General features: G+C 71.7%; 14 protein-coding genes and 2 pseudogenes. 8 read left to right on the forward strand and 8 right to left on the reverse strand.

Features of this window, described 5'->3' with window-relative positions; all coding sequences use genetic code 11:
- Window positions 1-385: 385 nt before the first annotated feature.
- A complete protein-coding gene (locus tag GBN72_RS25730) occupies window positions 386-736 on the forward strand; it encodes a hypothetical protein (RefSeq protein ID WP_246212907.1) in 351 nt (116 codons plus the stop codon).
- Between the two features lie 216 nt (window positions 737-952).
- Here the strand turns inward: GBN72_RS25730 and GBN72_RS25735 are convergent, their stop codons facing one another.
- Both GBN72_RS25735 and GBN72_RS25740 read right to left on the reverse strand, forming a co-directional pair.
- A complete protein-coding gene (locus GBN72_RS25735) occupies window positions 953-1,699 on the reverse strand; it encodes a hypothetical protein (protein WP_151774303.1) in 747 nt (248 codons plus the stop codon).
- A 527-nt stretch (window positions 1,700-2,226) separates the two neighbouring features.
- Window positions 2,227-2,784 carry a CGNR zinc finger domain-containing protein gene (locus tag GBN72_RS25740; RefSeq protein WP_246212908.1) on the reverse strand — a complete coding sequence of 186 codons (558 nt, stop codon included), beginning with the start codon at window positions 2,782-2,784 and terminating at the stop codon, window positions 2,227-2,229.
- Window positions 2,785-2,856: 72 nt separating this feature from the next.
- On the opposite strand from GBN72_RS25740, the pseudogene GBN72_RS25745 reads away from it, so the two are divergent.
- Window positions 2,857-2,943, forward strand: a pseudogene (locus tag GBN72_RS25745) (phosphodiesterase); the annotation flags it as partial.
- A 154-nt stretch (window positions 2,944-3,097) separates the two neighbouring features.
- Here the strand turns inward: GBN72_RS25745 and GBN72_RS25750 are convergent.
- On the reverse strand, window positions 3,098-3,769 hold the full coding sequence (locus GBN72_RS25750; protein WP_151774304.1) for a hypothetical protein: 672 nt from the start codon (window positions 3,767-3,769) through the stop codon (window positions 3,098-3,100).
- Window positions 3,770-3,837: 68 nt separating this feature from the next.
- On the opposite strand from GBN72_RS25750, the gene GBN72_RS25755 reads away from it, so the two are divergent.
- The 3 genes and pseudogenes from GBN72_RS25755 (at window position 3,838) to GBN72_RS25765 (ending at window position 5,023) form a co-directional block, all read left to right on the forward strand.
- On the forward strand, window positions 3,838-4,290 hold the full coding sequence (locus GBN72_RS25755) for a hypothetical protein (protein WP_151774305.1): 453 nt from the start codon (window positions 3,838-3,840) through the stop codon (window positions 4,288-4,290).
- 28 nt (window positions 4,291-4,318) lie between these two features.
- Window positions 4,319-4,462: pseudogene (locus GBN72_RS25760) on the forward strand (GNAT family N-acetyltransferase); the annotation flags it as partial.
- Window positions 4,463-4,522: 60 nt separating this feature from the next.
- A complete protein-coding gene (locus GBN72_RS25765; RefSeq protein WP_151774306.1) occupies window positions 4,523-5,023 on the forward strand; it encodes a GNAT family N-acetyltransferase in 501 nt (166 codons plus the stop codon).
- On the opposite strand, the gene GBN72_RS25770 is transcribed toward GBN72_RS25765, so the two are convergent.
- The 4 genes from GBN72_RS25770 to GBN72_RS25785 all read right to left on the reverse strand — a co-directional run bounded on the left by GBN72_RS25770 (window position 4,977) and on the right by GBN72_RS25785 (window position 8,719).
- Complete coding sequence (locus GBN72_RS25770) at window positions 4,977-6,191, reverse strand: FAD-dependent oxidoreductase (RefSeq protein WP_151774307.1); 1,215 nt, start codon at window positions 6,189-6,191, stop codon at window positions 4,977-4,979. The two genes, GBN72_RS25765 and GBN72_RS25770, sit on opposite strands and share 47 nt — an antisense overlap.
- Before the next feature lie 209 nt (window positions 6,192-6,400).
- A complete protein-coding gene (locus GBN72_RS25775) occupies window positions 6,401-6,901 on the reverse strand; it encodes a hypothetical protein (RefSeq protein WP_151774308.1) in 501 nt (166 codons plus the stop codon).
- A 179-nt stretch (window positions 6,902-7,080) separates the two neighbouring features.
- Window positions 7,081-8,073, reverse strand: a complete 993-nt coding sequence (locus GBN72_RS25780) for a bifunctional GNAT family N-acetyltransferase/NUDIX hydrolase (RefSeq protein WP_151774309.1) — start codon at window positions 8,071-8,073, stop codon at window positions 7,081-7,083.
- A gap of 70 nt (window positions 8,074-8,143) precedes the next feature.
- Window positions 8,144-8,719, reverse strand: coding sequence for a TerD family protein (locus GBN72_RS25785; protein WP_151774310.1), 576 nt, complete (start codon window positions 8,717-8,719; stop codon window positions 8,144-8,146).
- Between the two features lie 253 nt (window positions 8,720-8,972).
- Here GBN72_RS25785 and arfB point away from each other — a divergent pair, with 253 nt between their 5' ends.
- Complete coding sequence (gene arfB, locus GBN72_RS25790; RefSeq protein ID WP_151774311.1) at window positions 8,973-9,407, forward strand: alternative ribosome rescue aminoacyl-tRNA hydrolase ArfB; 435 nt, start codon at window positions 8,973-8,975, stop codon at window positions 9,405-9,407.
- 53 nt (window positions 9,408-9,460) lie between these two features.
- On the opposite strand, the gene GBN72_RS35565 is transcribed toward arfB, so the two are convergent.
- Entirely contained in the window at window positions 9,461-10,063 is a 603-nt protein-coding gene (locus GBN72_RS35565; protein WP_439959810.1) for a flavin reductase family protein, read from the reverse strand.
- Window positions 10,064-11,465: 1,402 nt separating this feature from the next.
- On the opposite strand from GBN72_RS35565, the gene cdgB reads away from it, so the two are divergent.
- Window positions 11,466-13,292 carry a diguanylate cyclase CdgB gene (cdgB, locus tag GBN72_RS25800; RefSeq protein WP_151774313.1) on the forward strand — a complete coding sequence of 609 codons (1,827 nt, stop codon included), beginning with the start codon at window positions 11,466-11,468 and terminating at the stop codon, window positions 13,290-13,292.
- A 128-nt stretch (window positions 13,293-13,420) separates the two neighbouring features.
- Window positions 13,421-14,413, forward strand: a complete 993-nt coding sequence (locus tag GBN72_RS25805; protein WP_151774314.1) for a carbohydrate-binding protein — start codon at window positions 13,421-13,423, stop codon at window positions 14,411-14,413.
- Window positions 14,414-14,447 lie beyond the last annotated feature (34 nt).

Below are 14,447 nucleotides of genomic sequence, written 5' to 3' on the forward strand. Positions count from 1 at the left end.
GAGGCCGGCCGCCCTCCCTGTGACCACGACAACGTTGAACGGGAGTACCACCTCAGCTCCAACACGGGAGACTGGGTCTGCATGAACTGCGGGGAGAACTTTTCGCGGCAACAGGTCGACGCCTTGCGAGCAAAGCGCCAGAAGGGCCAGGGCCAGTCGGGATCGGAATCCGACAGCAGCGACTGAACCCAACAGGGGTGGTGACTGGAGCTCACGGGATAATCTCGGGGTGGACGCAGGAGGAGTAGCTCTCGTAGGAGCGATCGCTGCGGTGGTCGGCGCAGCGGTTGGCGCGGGTGGTGCGATATCAGCTGCAGCGGTGACGGGGCGGGGACAGAACAAGCAGTGGCGACGCCAAACCCGCCGTGATGCCTACGTAGTGTTCTTGACAATCGCGATGGCCACCCACCAGCTGCTCGACGAGATCGGGCGCGGCATCCTTCATGCGGCCTACGACGACAGTGAGCGGTCAGAGCGCTTAAACCTCGCACGTGAGCAGATCGGGAAACTTGAAACAGCCCGCATCGTTGTCTCACTCGAAGGTCCAGCTTCTGTCACACAGGCCGCCTACGAGGTCTGGCGCTCGTGTAGTGAGTGGCACAAAGAACTACGCAAAGCGGACCCAGATGTACTCGGCGTCGAGCTGACGCGAAGCTGCATATGGAGCTGTCAGGGCGACGCAGACCACTGCATGGAAGAGGCCCACGAGGCTTGCCGCCTTGCCATGGTCCGTTGACAGCAGGCACACAGAGCCCATGTGGTTGCCCTGATTGGTGCTCTTGCGCTGAGTGTCTAACTGTGTGACAACGTCCACGCACAGCGGCGGACAAACGCGAACGCCTGCGACCCGTCAGCGCAGGTGAAAGACGCGTAGGCCCAAGAGGGAGTCCTCGCGCAAGTTGCTTCGGGACGAAGAGGTCCTTGGGCCAAACCCCGCCGCCTCCCCCGGTTCTCAGCTGGAACATGCAGCGATCTGCCCGACAACGGAGAAGCGCTGCTCACACTCCGGGCAAGTCGCCTCACCGAAGGCATAGGTCAGGGCATGCGCGACTTCCTCGTGGCCGTCAGCCAACGCGAGGTCATGGAGGCGGCGGCCCAGACCTTCCAGGGTGCGGGGGTCGGCCGGATGCAGAGGATAGGTTTCGATGTCCTCGGAGAGGGCGTAGTCCTCCGCCGCACTGAAGAAGCCCCGCTCCCCGATGATCACCCATAGCGACGCGCACCCGTCGGGATCCGGGCACTCAAACTCGTATTCCTCGCTGACGATGCCCCAGATCAAGTCCTCCGCCCAGTGGATGTCGCCCTCCAGGTTCAGGACCGCCTCAACCAGATAGCAGTAGTCGTTCCGGTCGGCGGTGGCCTGCCTCCACCGGTTCGCGGCGCTCAGTAGGCATGCGACTTCCGACGCGTACTGGTATCGCAGATTCCGGGTCTCGAAGCGCTGGTCGGCCTGGACCAGAAGGGCGCCGGCCAGGTGGAGGGCCGAAGCTGCCGTGTCGGCCTTGTCGGCCTCCGCCATGTCGGCCAGTGTGCGCAGCACCAGCGGATGGGTGACGTCCAGAGAGCCGTTGTGGTAAAGCTCCGTCCAGAGGTCGCTCCAGGCCTGACTGTCCCGCCCCTCGGAGGCACTTTCCAGCAGGCCCCGCAGACGGTCGGATGCGGCGCCGTCTGCGCGGGAACCAGGAGAACTCGTCGTCATTTCCGGCATCCAAGCAGACAGCCGCAACCGCACTTTCGTCGACCTGTCGATTGCTGTGGTCGGCGCGTTCGGTGAGGATCGGCCCACCTTCCTGTGAGTCTGCCGGTGTTGGAGCCGTTCCGCTGACATCCAACTTCGACATCAACGACCACGAACAGCGGTGGAGTCCGGCAATCATGTGCGGTGCCCGTGCCCACAGGCGCCGCCGCTACGTGAGCCGCTGCTCGAACTTGTGCAGCGGGGGTCGTCGGTTCGAACCCGACAGGGGGCTCCAGGCAGGACACGGCGAAGACCCTCAACCGATCTTGGTTGGGGGTCTTCGGCATCCATGGACGCGTGGACGACGTCAAGGACCGCGTGACGCCACCGCGGTCGGCGCGGCCCCAGTCGAGGATCGGCAGCAGGGGCGGGGCTGCTTGCCCACACTTTCACCGCACTCGGCTTACGTCCCCGGCCGCGGCTGCGGCTCCGTCGACCAGGCGGTCCTGCTGGGGTGGCGATGCGTTGCAGCGAGAGCGCGATGGGCGTCAGGGGGTGGTGGAGTCGTCACTGGCCACCAGGCGTTGGCGTTGGTAGTGACGAGCTGCGCGGGCACGGTTCCCGCACGAGGGCTTGCACCATTCCTGCCGCCCGTGACTCCTGACGAAGTAACGCACGCAGCGGGGTGCGGTGCAGGCGCGCAACTGTTCACGCTGCGGGCTGCTCAGGAACTCGATGGCCGCGCGTGCCAAGGCCGCCACGAGTCGGGTATGCGGATCGCTCTCTGCAGACAGCAGACGGGCAACGGGCGGCGTGCCTTGCCCCGGCCAGTTTAACTGGGGGACGACCGGTTCACGAGCGGCGACCGTGTTGAGGTGGGCCAATGCCTGGTTGGCCGGCATCGGTCGACGGGCGTCCGCCGAGCTGGGGGGTGCGGGGTCGACCGCCCGGGCGAACAGCGCCCGGACTGCGCGACGCAGTTCGGTGATCTCGATCCGCAGGCCCTCGTCCACTGTGATCCCCCCGACCGAAACCGCGTCGGTCAGGTGGTCGGCCTGGGCCTGGATCCAGCGGGTTGTCCCGTGCGTCGTGGCGAGGTCGTCCATGACGCCGCCGTCTCCGTCGTGGCGGATCGTGCTCGCCAGTTCCAGCGTCAACCAGCGCTCGACACCACCCTCGCAGACCGGGACCAGCCGCCCGGCCTCGCCTTCCACGTCCTGGGCGACGACCGTCGCCTGACCACCCACTACCGCGTCGTGCTCTGATTTCGCCCGCTCGATCCAAAGACGCCGTGGTCCGTCCCCGTGCCGTTCTCGGGTTCCTGGCGGCCCTCATCCCCTCGATGCCGCCCCTGGAGCCGGCCTGACCTTTCTGGCCCAGCGCGTCACCGAAGGTGGTCGACGTCAAGCTCTCCCCGCCCTACGCGCCGTTGTGTTCCGTCAGGCACGTGTACATCAGGTTCGCCCCCCAGTCCGTGGACTCCGCGAAGGAGAGCACGGCGGCCCGCGACGGCTCGGCGCACTCGGGGGCCTCGGTCATGAACGGTCCGCTCGCAGGGTCGTACGGCAGGAGATCCGCGCACTGGTAGGCCGGCGCGTTCAGCAACAGGATCGCCTCGCGCTCGGGCCCCGAAGCGCTCCCCGTGTACACCAGGCAGAACGTCGCCGCGACGTCGCCGCCGGTCGACGGTGTCTGGATGATGCGGACCTGTTCGAGAGCGGCCGCTCGGACAGTGGGCTCAGGTTCGGGCTCGGATTCGGGTTCGGGCTCAGGTTCGGGCTCGTTACCGGGAGAGGGGGTGGCGGCCTCGCTGCCGGCAGGCGGTGAGGTGGGCGCCTCGGCGCTGGGTGCGGGGGCGGCGGCCGGCGTCTCGTCGTCCAGGACCCGCTGCGCGACGAGTGCTCCGCCCACGCCCGTGAGGAGGCCCACGCCCAGGACGGCCGCGATCAGCCGGCCGACGGGGGTACGCCGTGGAGGCGGCGTCAGGGACTGGACCACCGGCAGGTTGTCGAGGGTGTCCCCGTTGTGGAACCGCCGCAGCAGCTCGGCTTCCTCGTCGGGGCGTGGTGGTCTCTGCAAGCCCTCGGACATGGATCAATCCCCCCGGACGATCGGGCAACGGTCGGAGGGGCAGTATCCACCTGAGGCAGGATCAGGCCATGTCGACAGATGTCAGCGGAATGATCGAGTGCCGGCCGGGAGCCCGACTGTGGGGGCCGGACGACGAGGAGACGGTCTGGGAAGCGGGCATCGACCTCATGCTGCTGAACAGCGGCAACGCCTACGACGGCCTGGCCTGTCTCTTCGGGATACGCAACTACTTCGGCTTCCGACCGCTTGCCGAAGGCCGTGGTTTTCCGGAGGACGCGTCGGAAGGGCTGCGGAGGGAGTTCGCCGAGTACGGCGGCCCCCGCTGCGTGCACGGAACGACGTGGCTGACCTGGGCCGAGCTGGAGGCCACCGACTGGCAGGAGACGGACGCCTCCGGGACGCGAAGCCGCGCGTCGGCCGCGGGGACCGGCACCGCCTGGGGCCGCGTCTGGAGTGTCATGCGCGTCCTCGGCGAAATCCACCGCGCGGAGAACGTACGTCTCGTCGTCTGGTTCCACTGACCTCAGGACGGGCGCACGGGGGTAGTGGGGTGCGCAGACGGTCGGGACGGTGGTGCTGTCGTCCAACGGGGACGGGCTGCGGTTCGCGCCGGCGCGCGGGTTCGTGGAGGTCGAGAGGTGTCTGCTGGACGACGGGGACACCGTTCCCTGGATCGATCTGCGCCTCGCCTGAGGACGTCCGGTCCCCGGGACGGGGCCGCCCGGCCACGCCGCACCGTGTGAGGATGGCCGCATGATCCGACCCGCCGCGCCGGCCGACGTGCCCGTCATCCACGCCATGGTCCGTGAACTCGCCGATTACGAGAAGGCGCTCGACGAGGCCGTGGCCACCGAGGAACAGTTGCGCCAGGCGCTGTTCGGGGAGCGGCCCGCCGCCTACGCCCACATGGCGGTGGACGACGTGACGGGGGAGCCGGCCGGGTTCGCGCTGTGGTTCCTGAACTTCTCGACCTGGCGCGGCGTGCACGGCATCTACCTGGAGGACCTGTACGTCCGGCCGCAGGCGCGCGGCGGCGGGCACGGGCGGGCGCTGCTCGAGGAACTGGCGCGGCTCTGCGTGGAGCGGGGCTACCAGCGGCTGGAGTGGTCGGTGCTGGACTGGAACGAGCCGGCGATCGGCTTCTACCGGGCGCTGGGCGCCCGGCCGCAGGACGAGTGGACGGTGTTCCGGCTGACCGACGAGGCGCTCACCGCGCTCGGGACCGCACGGCGGCCCGGGGAGCCGGTGGCCTGAAGCCGGGGACGGCGCGGTACCGGCCGAGCGCCGATGACACGGCGGTGAGCGCGCTGGCGGCCGCCACCGCGGAGAGCACGCCCGGCGCCGCGACCTGGTCGCCGGCCAGGTAGACGTCGCCGCCGCGGTCCACGGCGGGGCGGTCCCGCCACGTCGTTCCGGGCGGGTCGACGGCCCCGGTCCGGCCCTCGGCCAGCGCGTCGCGGCGGTACGTGACGCGGTCCCGCCAGTCGGGCAGGCCGAGGTCCAGCAGGGTCTCGCCCCGGGCGACGGCGTCCTCGCGGGGAGCGCCGGGCGCCAGCGGGAACTGGGCCTGGAGCAGGTGCTCGCCCCTGGGGGCCAGTGTCGGGTCCTGCACGGTGAACCGCTCCACGTAGCCGGGGCCGTCGAGGTCGGAGAGGACGAACGCGTCGCGCGGGTCCTCACGCAGTGCCAGGTCGACCAGGACGGTGCGGCCGCTCGGCCAGGTCAGTGACGGGTCGTCGAGGAGCGCGCGGGCCGCGGCCAGCGAGGTGGCGACGATCACCGGGCCGTCGTGGGGGCGGGCGTCGGCCAGGGTGTGGATCCGCGCGCCGGTCTCCGTCCGGACGCCGAGGTTGCGGGCACGTGCCGCCATGCGGTTCACGATGGCCTGCCACCCTCCGCGGGGGTAGCGGACCTCCGGCGGGAAACCGGTGACGCGCCGCAGCCGTTCCTGCACGAAACGGGCGGAGAGTGAGCCGGGGTCGTGGTGGAAGAGCACCACGGAGGTGAGGTACGCGGTGGCACGGGCCGCCTCGTCGCCGATCCGCCAGGCGGCCCAGCTGAGGAAGTTGACGTCCGCGGGCACCTGGCCGGCGTCGGTGCCGAGCAGGCGGACCATGCCGATCGGCGGGGTGCGGCGCAGGGCGCCGTGGTGGCGGAACCGGGCCCCAGCGACGTCGCTCAGCCGGAACGGGGCCAGGGGGCCGATCAGGCCGCGGTCGTTCAGCCAGGCCCAGTGGGGGCTGCGGCTCAGGAAGGCGTGCGGGCCCTCGTTGGTGCGGTAGGGGGCGGCGGCGGTGCGGGCTCGGCCGCCGAGGTCGTGATGGGCCTCGTACAGGGTGACGTCGGCGCCGCGCTCGGCGGCGGCGATGGCGGCGGTGAGTCCGGCGAGGCCGCCACCGACGACGGTGACGGTGCGGGGCATGGTTCTCTCCCTCGGACACGGACACGGACACGGACACGGACACGGACACGGGCGGGACGGGACGGGACGCGCGGGCGCCGGGTGGTGCGGTGCGCCGGTGCGCCGGTGCGCCGGTACGACGTCCGAGTCCCCCTTCGCGCGGTGTCGACGCGGCGGCCGGGGAGGGAGCCGGAGCGGGGGGAGTGGAGGGAGAGGGGGGAGCGCGGTTGTTACGGCAGGCGGGGGAAGCGGGCCTGGAGGGTCCAGACGGCGGGGTTCTCGGCGAGGTCCTCGTGCATGTCGCAGAGGTCCGCGATGAGGTCGTGCAGGAAGTCCCGGGCCTCACGCCGCAGGGCGGAGTGGGAGAACCGCAGGGGCGGCTCGTCCGTGGTCATCCAGTCGGCGTCGATCTCGACCCAGCCGAAGCGGCGCTCGAAGTAGAGCCGGTCGGTGGACTCGGTGAAGTCCAGCTCCGCGTGCTGCGGGCGGGAGGCGCGGGATCCGGCGGGGTCGCGGTCGATCTGCTCGGTGATGTCGCACAGGGCCCAGGCGAAGTCCAGGACCGGAACCCATCCCCAGGTTGTGGAGATCTCCTCGTCCTTCTCGGTGTCGGCGAGGTAGACGTCACCGCAGAACAGGTCGTGGCGCAGGGCGCGGACGTCCGCGCGCCGGTAGTCCGTCTGGGGCGGGTCCGGGAAGCGGTTGGAGAGCGCGTAGCCGATGTCGAGCACACGCCGATGGTGTCATGCGCCGGACCGGCGTCGCGTCCACCGCCGGCCGCGAACACGCGCCGCGACGAGGTGCCGCGATCAGGTGCCGCGATCACGTGGTGTGCCCCGGCGGCCAAGGGCCCGGCTCGCGTCCGCGGTGCCGGGTGACGACGGGGCTCTTCGCGTCCGTGGCGCCCCGGTCACGGCGAGGCCGGTCGGTCCGTGGCGGTGGCGGCGGCCACCAGCATGGCCAGGCGGGGCGGCCAGATCGTCTCCTCCGTGGCGGCCAGCTCCTCCAGCGACCACCAGCGCCAGGCGAGGATCGCGTCGTCGGCGTGCGCCTCCGTGAGGTCGCCCGCCAGGTCGCGGAGCGGGGCGCGGGCCAGGTAGACGTGCTCGTGCTGCCGTACCGGGACGCCGCGGTAGGGGAAGTCGTGCTCCCAGACGCACAGCAGCGGGCCGGGGGTGACGTCGCTCCAGCCGGTCTCCTCGCGAACCTCTCGGGTGGCGCCCTGGAGCGGGCTCTCACCGGGCTCCAGTCCGCCGCCGGGCAGCGCCCAGTAGGCGCCGGTGCCGGGGTTCTCGTACCGGAGCAGGAGGACCGCCCGGTCGGGGTCGGGGCCGACCACGGCGACCCGCGCGGCGGCGCGCGGCATGCGGGGCGTCCGGGGGTCCTGGAGCGGCTTGCGCAGCACCGAGCAGGGGCGGTGGTACTGGCGGTCCACGCGGTGGCCGATGACCTGGTAGCCCAGGGCGGTCCAGAAGGCGAGCGAGTCGGGCGTGCTGTCCAGGACGGCGAGGCGCACGGCGGTGCGGCCGCCGGCGAACAGGCGGGCCTCCACCGCGGCGACCAGCCTGCGGCCGAAGCCCTGGCGGTGGACGGAGGCGTCCACCATCAGCAGGCCGATCCACGGGTCCGGGTCCGCCGGGTCGGGGTGATGGGCGAGGGTGACGGCCAGGCCGACGAGGCGGCCGGAACTGCGGGCCAGCAGCACCTCGATGTCCGGATCGGCGAGTTCTTCCGCGAGGGCGGCGGCCACCTGCTCGGGGCGGATGTCGTCCGGGTCGGGGAACTCGTCGCCCCCGCTGAGCGCGTGGAACTCCCGGTTCGAGGCGTACAGGGCGGTGAGCTCGGTGAGCACGGGGCCGGGGATGTCACGGTCCGGGGTGAGGGTCAGCGGCTCCAGGATCATGGGCGCACGCTAATGGACGGCGGGGCCGGCCCGCCCGCGGTGCGGACGGGCCGGTTGTGGCCGAGGGCTGTCAGACGCTGACGCCGAAGTCCTGGGCGATGCCGGCGAGGCCGGAGGCGTAGCCCTGGCCGACGGCGCGGAACTTCCACTCCGCGCCGTGGCGGTAGAGCTCGCCGAAGACCATGGCGGTCTCGGTCGCGGCGTCCTCGGAGAGGTCGTAGCGGGCGATCTCGGCGCCGCCGGCCTGGTTCACCACGCGGATGTACGCGTTGCGGACCTGGCCGAAGTTCTGCGAACGGTTCTCGGCGTCGTAGATGGAGACCGGGAAGACGACCTTGTCGATCTCGGCCGGGAGACCGGCGAGGTTGACGTTGATCGCCTCGTCGTCGCCCGCGCCCTCACCGGTGCGGTTGTCGCCGGTGTGGACGATGGACTGGTCCGGCGTCGCCTTGTTGTTGAAGAAGACGAAGTACGTGTCCGCGTAGACCCGGCCCGCGGCCGTGACCGCGATGGCGGACGCGTCGAGGTCGAAGTCCGTGCCCGTGGTGGTGCGGACGTCCCAGCCCAGGCCAATGGTGACGGCGGTCAGGCCCGGAGCTTCCTTGGTGAGCGAGACGTTGCCGCCCTTGGACAGGCTTACAGCCATGGTGGGAGTCCCTTCCTTCGTTGTGTGACTGACGGGCTTCGCACTGGGGGCGAAACTACCGTCGCATCGTTGAACGCCGGGAGAGGTCTGTGAGGTTCCGGCTGGCTTTACCTTTTTTACCGTTCACCCGGACGGCGGGACGCGAATCGGACGCGGACCGGACCTGGACCGGACGTGTACCGGACCTGGGCCGGACCCGGAGCGGCCGGAAACCCGGATGACTGGGCCGCCCCGCGCAGGGGACCATGGGGGCATGTCCGGTCGCCCCCTTCTCATCCGCGGCTCCGTGCCTCTGCCCGAGGCGGAGCTGAACTGGCGTTTCTCCCGTTCCGGAGGGCCGGGCGGACAGCACGTCAACACCAGTGACACCCAGGTCGAGCTGCGGTTCGACCTGGCCGCCAGCGAGGCGCTGCCGCCGGTGTGGAAGGCGCGGGCGCTGGAGCGGCTGGGGTCGCGGCTGGTGGACGGGGGCGTGCTGGTGGTGCGGGCGTCGGAGTTCCGCTCCCAGTGGCGCAACCGCGAGGCGGCGATGGAGAGGCTGACGGCCCTGCTGGGCGAGGCGGTGGCGCCGCCGCCGAAGGTCCGCCGGCCGACCCGGATCCCCCGCGGCATCAACGAGCGCCGTCTGCGGGAGAAGAAGAAGCGCGCGGACACCAAGCGGGGACGCAATGCCCGCGACTGGGACTGACCGGCGCGGTTGCTCCGTCCGCGCCCGCGTCGCGCCCGCGGTCTCCGCCCGATTCAGCTCAGGTGCCGGTAGCGGCTGCGGAAGTGGAGCAGCGGACCGGAGTCGCCGGGCGCGGTGGCGGCCGTGAGGACGCGGCCGACGACCAGGATGTGGTCGCCCGCCTCGACGCGCTGCTCGGTGCGGCACTCCACGGTGGCCAGCGAGCCGGTGATCAGCGGGGCCCCGCTGGCCTCGCCGCGTGTGTGCGGGACGTCGGCGAAGAGCAGGCGGTCGCTGATCCGCCCCTTCATGGCGAACCGCCCCGCGATGTGCCGCTGGTCCTCCGCCAGTACCGAGACCGCCCACAGCGGCTGCTCCGCCAGCAGGTCGTCCATCCGGGAGCCGGTGCGGAGGCTGATCATCGCCAGTGGCGGGTCCAGCGAGACCGACATGAAGGCCGTCGCCGTCATGCCCGCGTCCTCGCCGGCCGGGCCGTCGGGGTCGGGCTGGGGCTCGTGCGCGGTCACCAGGACCACGCCCGAGGCCAGCCGGGACATGGCCGCGCGGAATTCTTCGTCGTTCACACCTTCAGCATGCCCCGGCTCCGGGACGGCATGGAACGCAGGGGCTGCAGGGGGCAGAGGGGTTGCAGGGGTTACAGGAGTCACGGGGGTCACCAGGGTTTCAGAGGCGATGGGGGCTGTCGTGGGCGCGGGCAGCGGGTGGCACCGAGGGCGTGGGGGGCGCGGCGTCCTGAGGGGGCACGGAGGTCCGGGGGGCCGATGGGGGCGAAGTGGCCGGCAGGCCGGACGTGGCCGATGAAGCCTCTGGGGCCGGCGACCCGGACGGGTCCGCGGAGCCGGGTGGGACCGGGGAGCCCGCGGAGCCGGGTGGGACCGGGGGATTCGCCGGGGCCGGGTGGCCCGGACGGGCAGCCGAGCCCACTGGGCCGTGGGAGCCCGCTGGGCGTGGAACATCTTGTGGGGCCGGGTAGCCCGTTGAGGTCGCTGAGGCTGCTGGGCTTGGGGAGTCCGTTGGGGCGGAGGAGCTCGGAGGGGTAGTTGAGTCCAGCAGGCCGGGCGAGTCCACCGGGCCCAGAGAGTCCGCTGGGGTGGAGGAGTCCGTTGATCCCACGGAGGCGACTGAGCCTGTTGGGTCCGCGGAGTCTGTGGGGTCCGGAGGGTTTCCTGGGACCAGCGAGCCCGCTGGGCCTGCTGGGTGTGGCGAGGCCGAGGGATCTGCCGAGCTGGCCGGGCTCGTGGAGCCCGTTGAGCCCGTTGAGCGCACCCGGACCTGTGAGGCGGCCGGGTCTGCTGAGCCGGCTGGGACCGGTGAGCTCGCCGGGTCCACCGAGCGCACCGAGACCGGGGAGCCCGGGGAGGTGTGAGGTGCCTGGGGGAAGGAAAGGGTCGCCACATGAACGACGCTAGGCGCCGCCACGCCTGCCGCGCATCGGCCCCCGGCCGCAACCCGTCCCCGCTCCGGGACCTAGGTCCCACGCCCCCGCGACCGGCGGCGGCCCTGCGTGCACCGGCCGTCCCACCGACCTCACAGGCCGCCCCACCGACCTCACAGGCTGTCCGGCCCGCCTCACGGGCTGTCCGGGCCGCACCGACTGTCCGGGCTGCCTCACCGGCCCTCAGCGCCGCCTCCAGCGCCGCCTCACCGGCCCCCCGAGCCGTCCCACCGGCTGTTCGGCCCACCCCGCCCGCCTGTCAGGTCACCCGCCCGCCCGTCAGGTCACCCCGCCGCCCGTACCGGCCGTCCTGCCGACCGCGCGGGGAGGTCCCGCCGACCGCGCGGGCCGTCCCACCCGCCCCACAGGCCCCGCGGGTCGTCCCACCCGCCCCACACGTCCCGTCGCAGGCCCCGCCGCCGTGGAATTCCGCCGTCGTCTTCCCCGTTCTCACCACGTTGTCCAAGTTTCCCGTGATACATGTGACTTGACTCACAGCGTAAGAAATTTGCTGACCCTGCGTACCGGTGAGGCAGCGCGCTGTGATTCAGTGGCGTGGAAGCTGCACGAGGACGCCGAAGACAACCCTTGATTCGCTACGAGGTCTCGGGGGGAGGGCGAGCATGGAGACCGAGTCGGAACCGTATGTCCGCCTTGCGACTCTGCGGCAGCTGCATCAGCTGATGGCGCGGATGAACACGGCGCGCAGCCTCGCCGACACCCTGCAGACCGTGGCCGACGGTCTGGTCGAGGGGCTGGGCTGGGAGCTCGCCGCCGTCAACATGGTCCGCCCCGAGTACAACGACCTGGTGGTCGCCGCCGTCGCGGGCAACACGGCCGCCGAGGCGCTGCTCACCGGTCGTTCCGGGTCCCGTGACTCCTGGGACCGGCGGCTGACCATGGGCGAGTCCTGGGGCACGCTCCGGTTCATCCCGCACACCGAGGCCTGGGCCCTCAACGAGGACGACGTCCCGACCTGGCTCACCGGCGGCCCGCTGCCCCGCTTCGAGGACGAGTGGCACCCCGACGACCGGCTCATCGCGCCGATGTACGCGCCCGGCACCCTGGACCGCAAGACCGGGCCCGAGCTGATCGGCGTGATCTCGGTGGACCGCCCGCGCAACGGGCGCCGCCCCGGCGCCTGGGGCCGCGAGGCGCTGGAGACGTACGTCTTCCACGCCGCCATCGCGATCACCAACGCCCGGCTGCGCTCCAACATGCAGCGCGCCCTGGTCCGCCTGGAGCGCGAGCAGCAGGCGCTGCGGGCCAGCGAGGAGAGCTTCCGGCACGCCTTCGAGTACGCCCCGTCCGGCATGGCCATCACCGACATGGGAAGCGGCGACCAGCACGGCCGGATCCTGCGGACCAACGACGCGCTGTGCCGGCTGCTGGGCCGCCCGTCGACGATGCTGTGCAAGCGGTCCTTCGAGGGCCTGGTCCATCCCGAGGACGCGGACACACTGCGCCGGACCTACGCCGACGGCGGCCGGGCCGAGCTGCGGCTGTCCCGGCGGGACGGCAGCTACGTCTGGGTGTCGCTGCGCAACTCGGTGGTCGCCGACACCGCCGACGGGCCGCGGTTCCTGCTGAGCCACGTCGAGGACATCGAGGAGCGCAAGCGCCGCGAGCTGGCGCTCGCCCACCGGGCCTCGCACGACTCGCTGACCGGCCTGCCGAACTCGGCGGAGCTGCGGGCGCGGCTGAGCGCCCGGCTCTGCGACCGTCCGTACGCGCCGTCCACGGCCGGGTCACGGCTGGCCGGGGTGGTGGAGTCGCTGGACGCCGCCTACGGGGACGAGCCGTGCGAGCTGGGGATGTACGAGCCCGGGATGTACGAGCCGGGCGCGTACGACACCGGTGTCTACCGCGACCTGCCGTTGGAGCACGTCCACCCGGGCGTCCCCGGCGCCCCGGGCGGCCAGGCCTTCGAGGCGGACCCGTTCGAGAGCATGGGGCACAGCCGGTTCCCGGTCCCCGCGGACCGGTACGGCATCGTCGGCGAGCCCCGCCACGTGCACACCGTGGCGCCGCTCGAGACCCGGGACGACGGCACCAAGGGGCTGGCGGTCCTCTTCTGCGACCTGGACGGCTTCAAGGGCGTCAACGACCGCTACGGCCACAACGCCGGCGACGCGGTGCTGATAGAGGTGGCCCGCCGCCTCAGCGAGGGCGTCCGGGACGGCGACACGGTGGCCCGGCTGGGCGGCGACGAGTTCGTGGTCCTCGCCGACGGCCTGGGCCGGGCGGACGCCGAGGACCTGGCGGTACGGCTGCGCAGCCGGATCGTCCAGCCGATCACGGTGGACGGCAGGGACATGCGGGTCGGGGCGAGCTTCGGCATCGGCTGGGCGCACTGCGGCATGACGGCGGAGGAAGTGCTGAAGTCCGCCGATGAGCGTATGTACGTGCAGAAACGATCACGTCCGAAAACTCACAGACGCGCGGGTTGAACCGCAGGTCAGCGGCCGGTCACCTGCCGGTGGGATCTGTGTCACCCACTCGGGCTACAAACACCGGGTACGCTCGCAAGACATCACCTGTCGCACCTGACCCCGCATCTGTTGAGGAGTACCAAGGGATGACGTCCGGTAACAACGGCGCCAGCACGCCCGAGGACGACGACCCGTTCGGCTACCTCTACGCCGACGGACAGGCCAACGGCGCCCAGCCGCCCTCCGGCGGCGGTTACGGCTACCCGAACTCCGTCAACCGTGTGCGGGCCGTCGGCGAACGCCGGTACGGCGCCCAGCAGACGGCGCAGCAGCCGGCGCAGGCCCCCGGCGCGTACGGAACGCAGGCCCCCGGCGCCTACGGCAGCCCGAACCCCCACTACCAGGCGCCCGAGGCGGCCATGGGTTCCGTCGGGGTTCCCGGCGGTCCCGGCGCCCCGGGCTCGCGCCGCTCCCAGGACGGCGGCGGACGCGGACGCGGTCCCAACACCAAGGGCCTGATGATCGGCGCGGTGGCCGTGGTGGCCGCGGTGGTCGTCGGCATCACCATCGCGGTGACCGGCGGCGACGACGACGCCGACAAGACCGCGGGCACCGACCCGTCGCCGACGGCGACCTCCATGGAGAAGCCGACCGAGGCCGCGGGCGACGGCAAGGACAAGAAGAAGGACGAGTTCGAGCCGACGAAGATCGACGCGGCCTCGCTCGGCGAGTTCGCCGGCGGCGCCGCCCTCGCGAGCGACGTCCCGGGCTCCAGGGCCGAGGGCGGCTCCTACATCGCCGGCCTCAACACCCCCGGCTCCTCGGTGACCTGGACTGTCAACGGGGTTCCGAAGGACGGCCAGTACACCCTCTTCACCTACTACGGGGTCCCCGGCGAGGACGCCAAGGCCACGCTGACCGTCAACGGCGGACAGCCGGCCGAGGTCAACCTGAAGAACTACGCCGGTGCGGAGAAGGGCGACTGGGCCAAGGGCTGGACCCGGACCTACAACTACATCCCGCTGAAGCAGGGCACCAACACCATCACCCTCTCCTGCGCCGACGGCTGCAACGCCAACGTCGACCAGTTCGGCCTGGTCCAGGGTGAGGTCGCCAAGGAGCCGAAGGAGTTCTCCTGACGCCGGCGGCGTCCTGACCCCGACGGTGTTGCCG

It is taken from the genome of Streptomyces abyssomicinicus (genome assembly GCF_008974245.1).
GTDB classification, from domain to species: domain Bacteria; phylum Actinomycetota; class Actinomycetes; order Streptomycetales; family Streptomycetaceae; genus Streptomyces; species Streptomyces abyssomicinicus.

Coding starts and splice junctions, on each gene's coding strand:
- GBN72_RS25735 (WP_151774303.1), bottom strand. CDS start 1,699: ATGACGACGAGTTCTCCTGGTTCCCGCGCAGACGGCGCCGCATCCGAC.
- GBN72_RS25740 (WP_246212908.1), bottom strand. CDS start 2,784: ATGGACGACCTCGCCACGACGCACGGGACAACCCGCTGGATCCAGGCC.
- GBN72_RS25750 (WP_151774304.1), bottom strand. CDS start 3,769: ATGTCCGAGGGCTTGCAGAGACCACCACGCCCCGACGAGGAAGCCGAG.
- GBN72_RS25755 (WP_151774305.1), top strand. CDS start 3,838: ATGTCGACAGATGTCAGCGGAATGATCGAGTGCCGGCCGGGAGCCCGA.
- GBN72_RS25765 (WP_151774306.1), top strand. CDS start 4,523: ATGATCCGACCCGCCGCGCCGGCCGACGTGCCCGTCATCCACGCCATG.
- GBN72_RS25770 (WP_151774307.1), bottom strand. CDS start 6,191: ATGCCCCGCACCGTCACCGTCGTCGGTGGCGGCCTCGCCGGACTCACC.
- GBN72_RS25780 (WP_151774309.1), bottom strand. CDS start 8,073: ATGATCCTGGAGCCGCTGACCCTCACCCCGGACCGTGACATCCCCGGC.
- GBN72_RS25785 (WP_151774310.1), bottom strand. CDS start 8,719: ATGGCTGTAAGCCTGTCCAAGGGCGGCAACGTCTCGCTCACCAAGGAA.
- arfB (WP_151774311.1), top strand. CDS start 8,973: ATGTCCGGTCGCCCCCTTCTCATCCGCGGCTCCGTGCCTCTGCCCGAG.
- cdgB (WP_151774313.1), top strand. CDS start 11,466: ATGGAGACCGAGTCGGAACCGTATGTCCGCCTTGCGACTCTGCGGCAG.
- GBN72_RS25805 (WP_151774314.1), top strand. CDS start 13,421: ATGACGTCCGGTAACAACGGCGCCAGCACGCCCGAGGACGACGACCCG.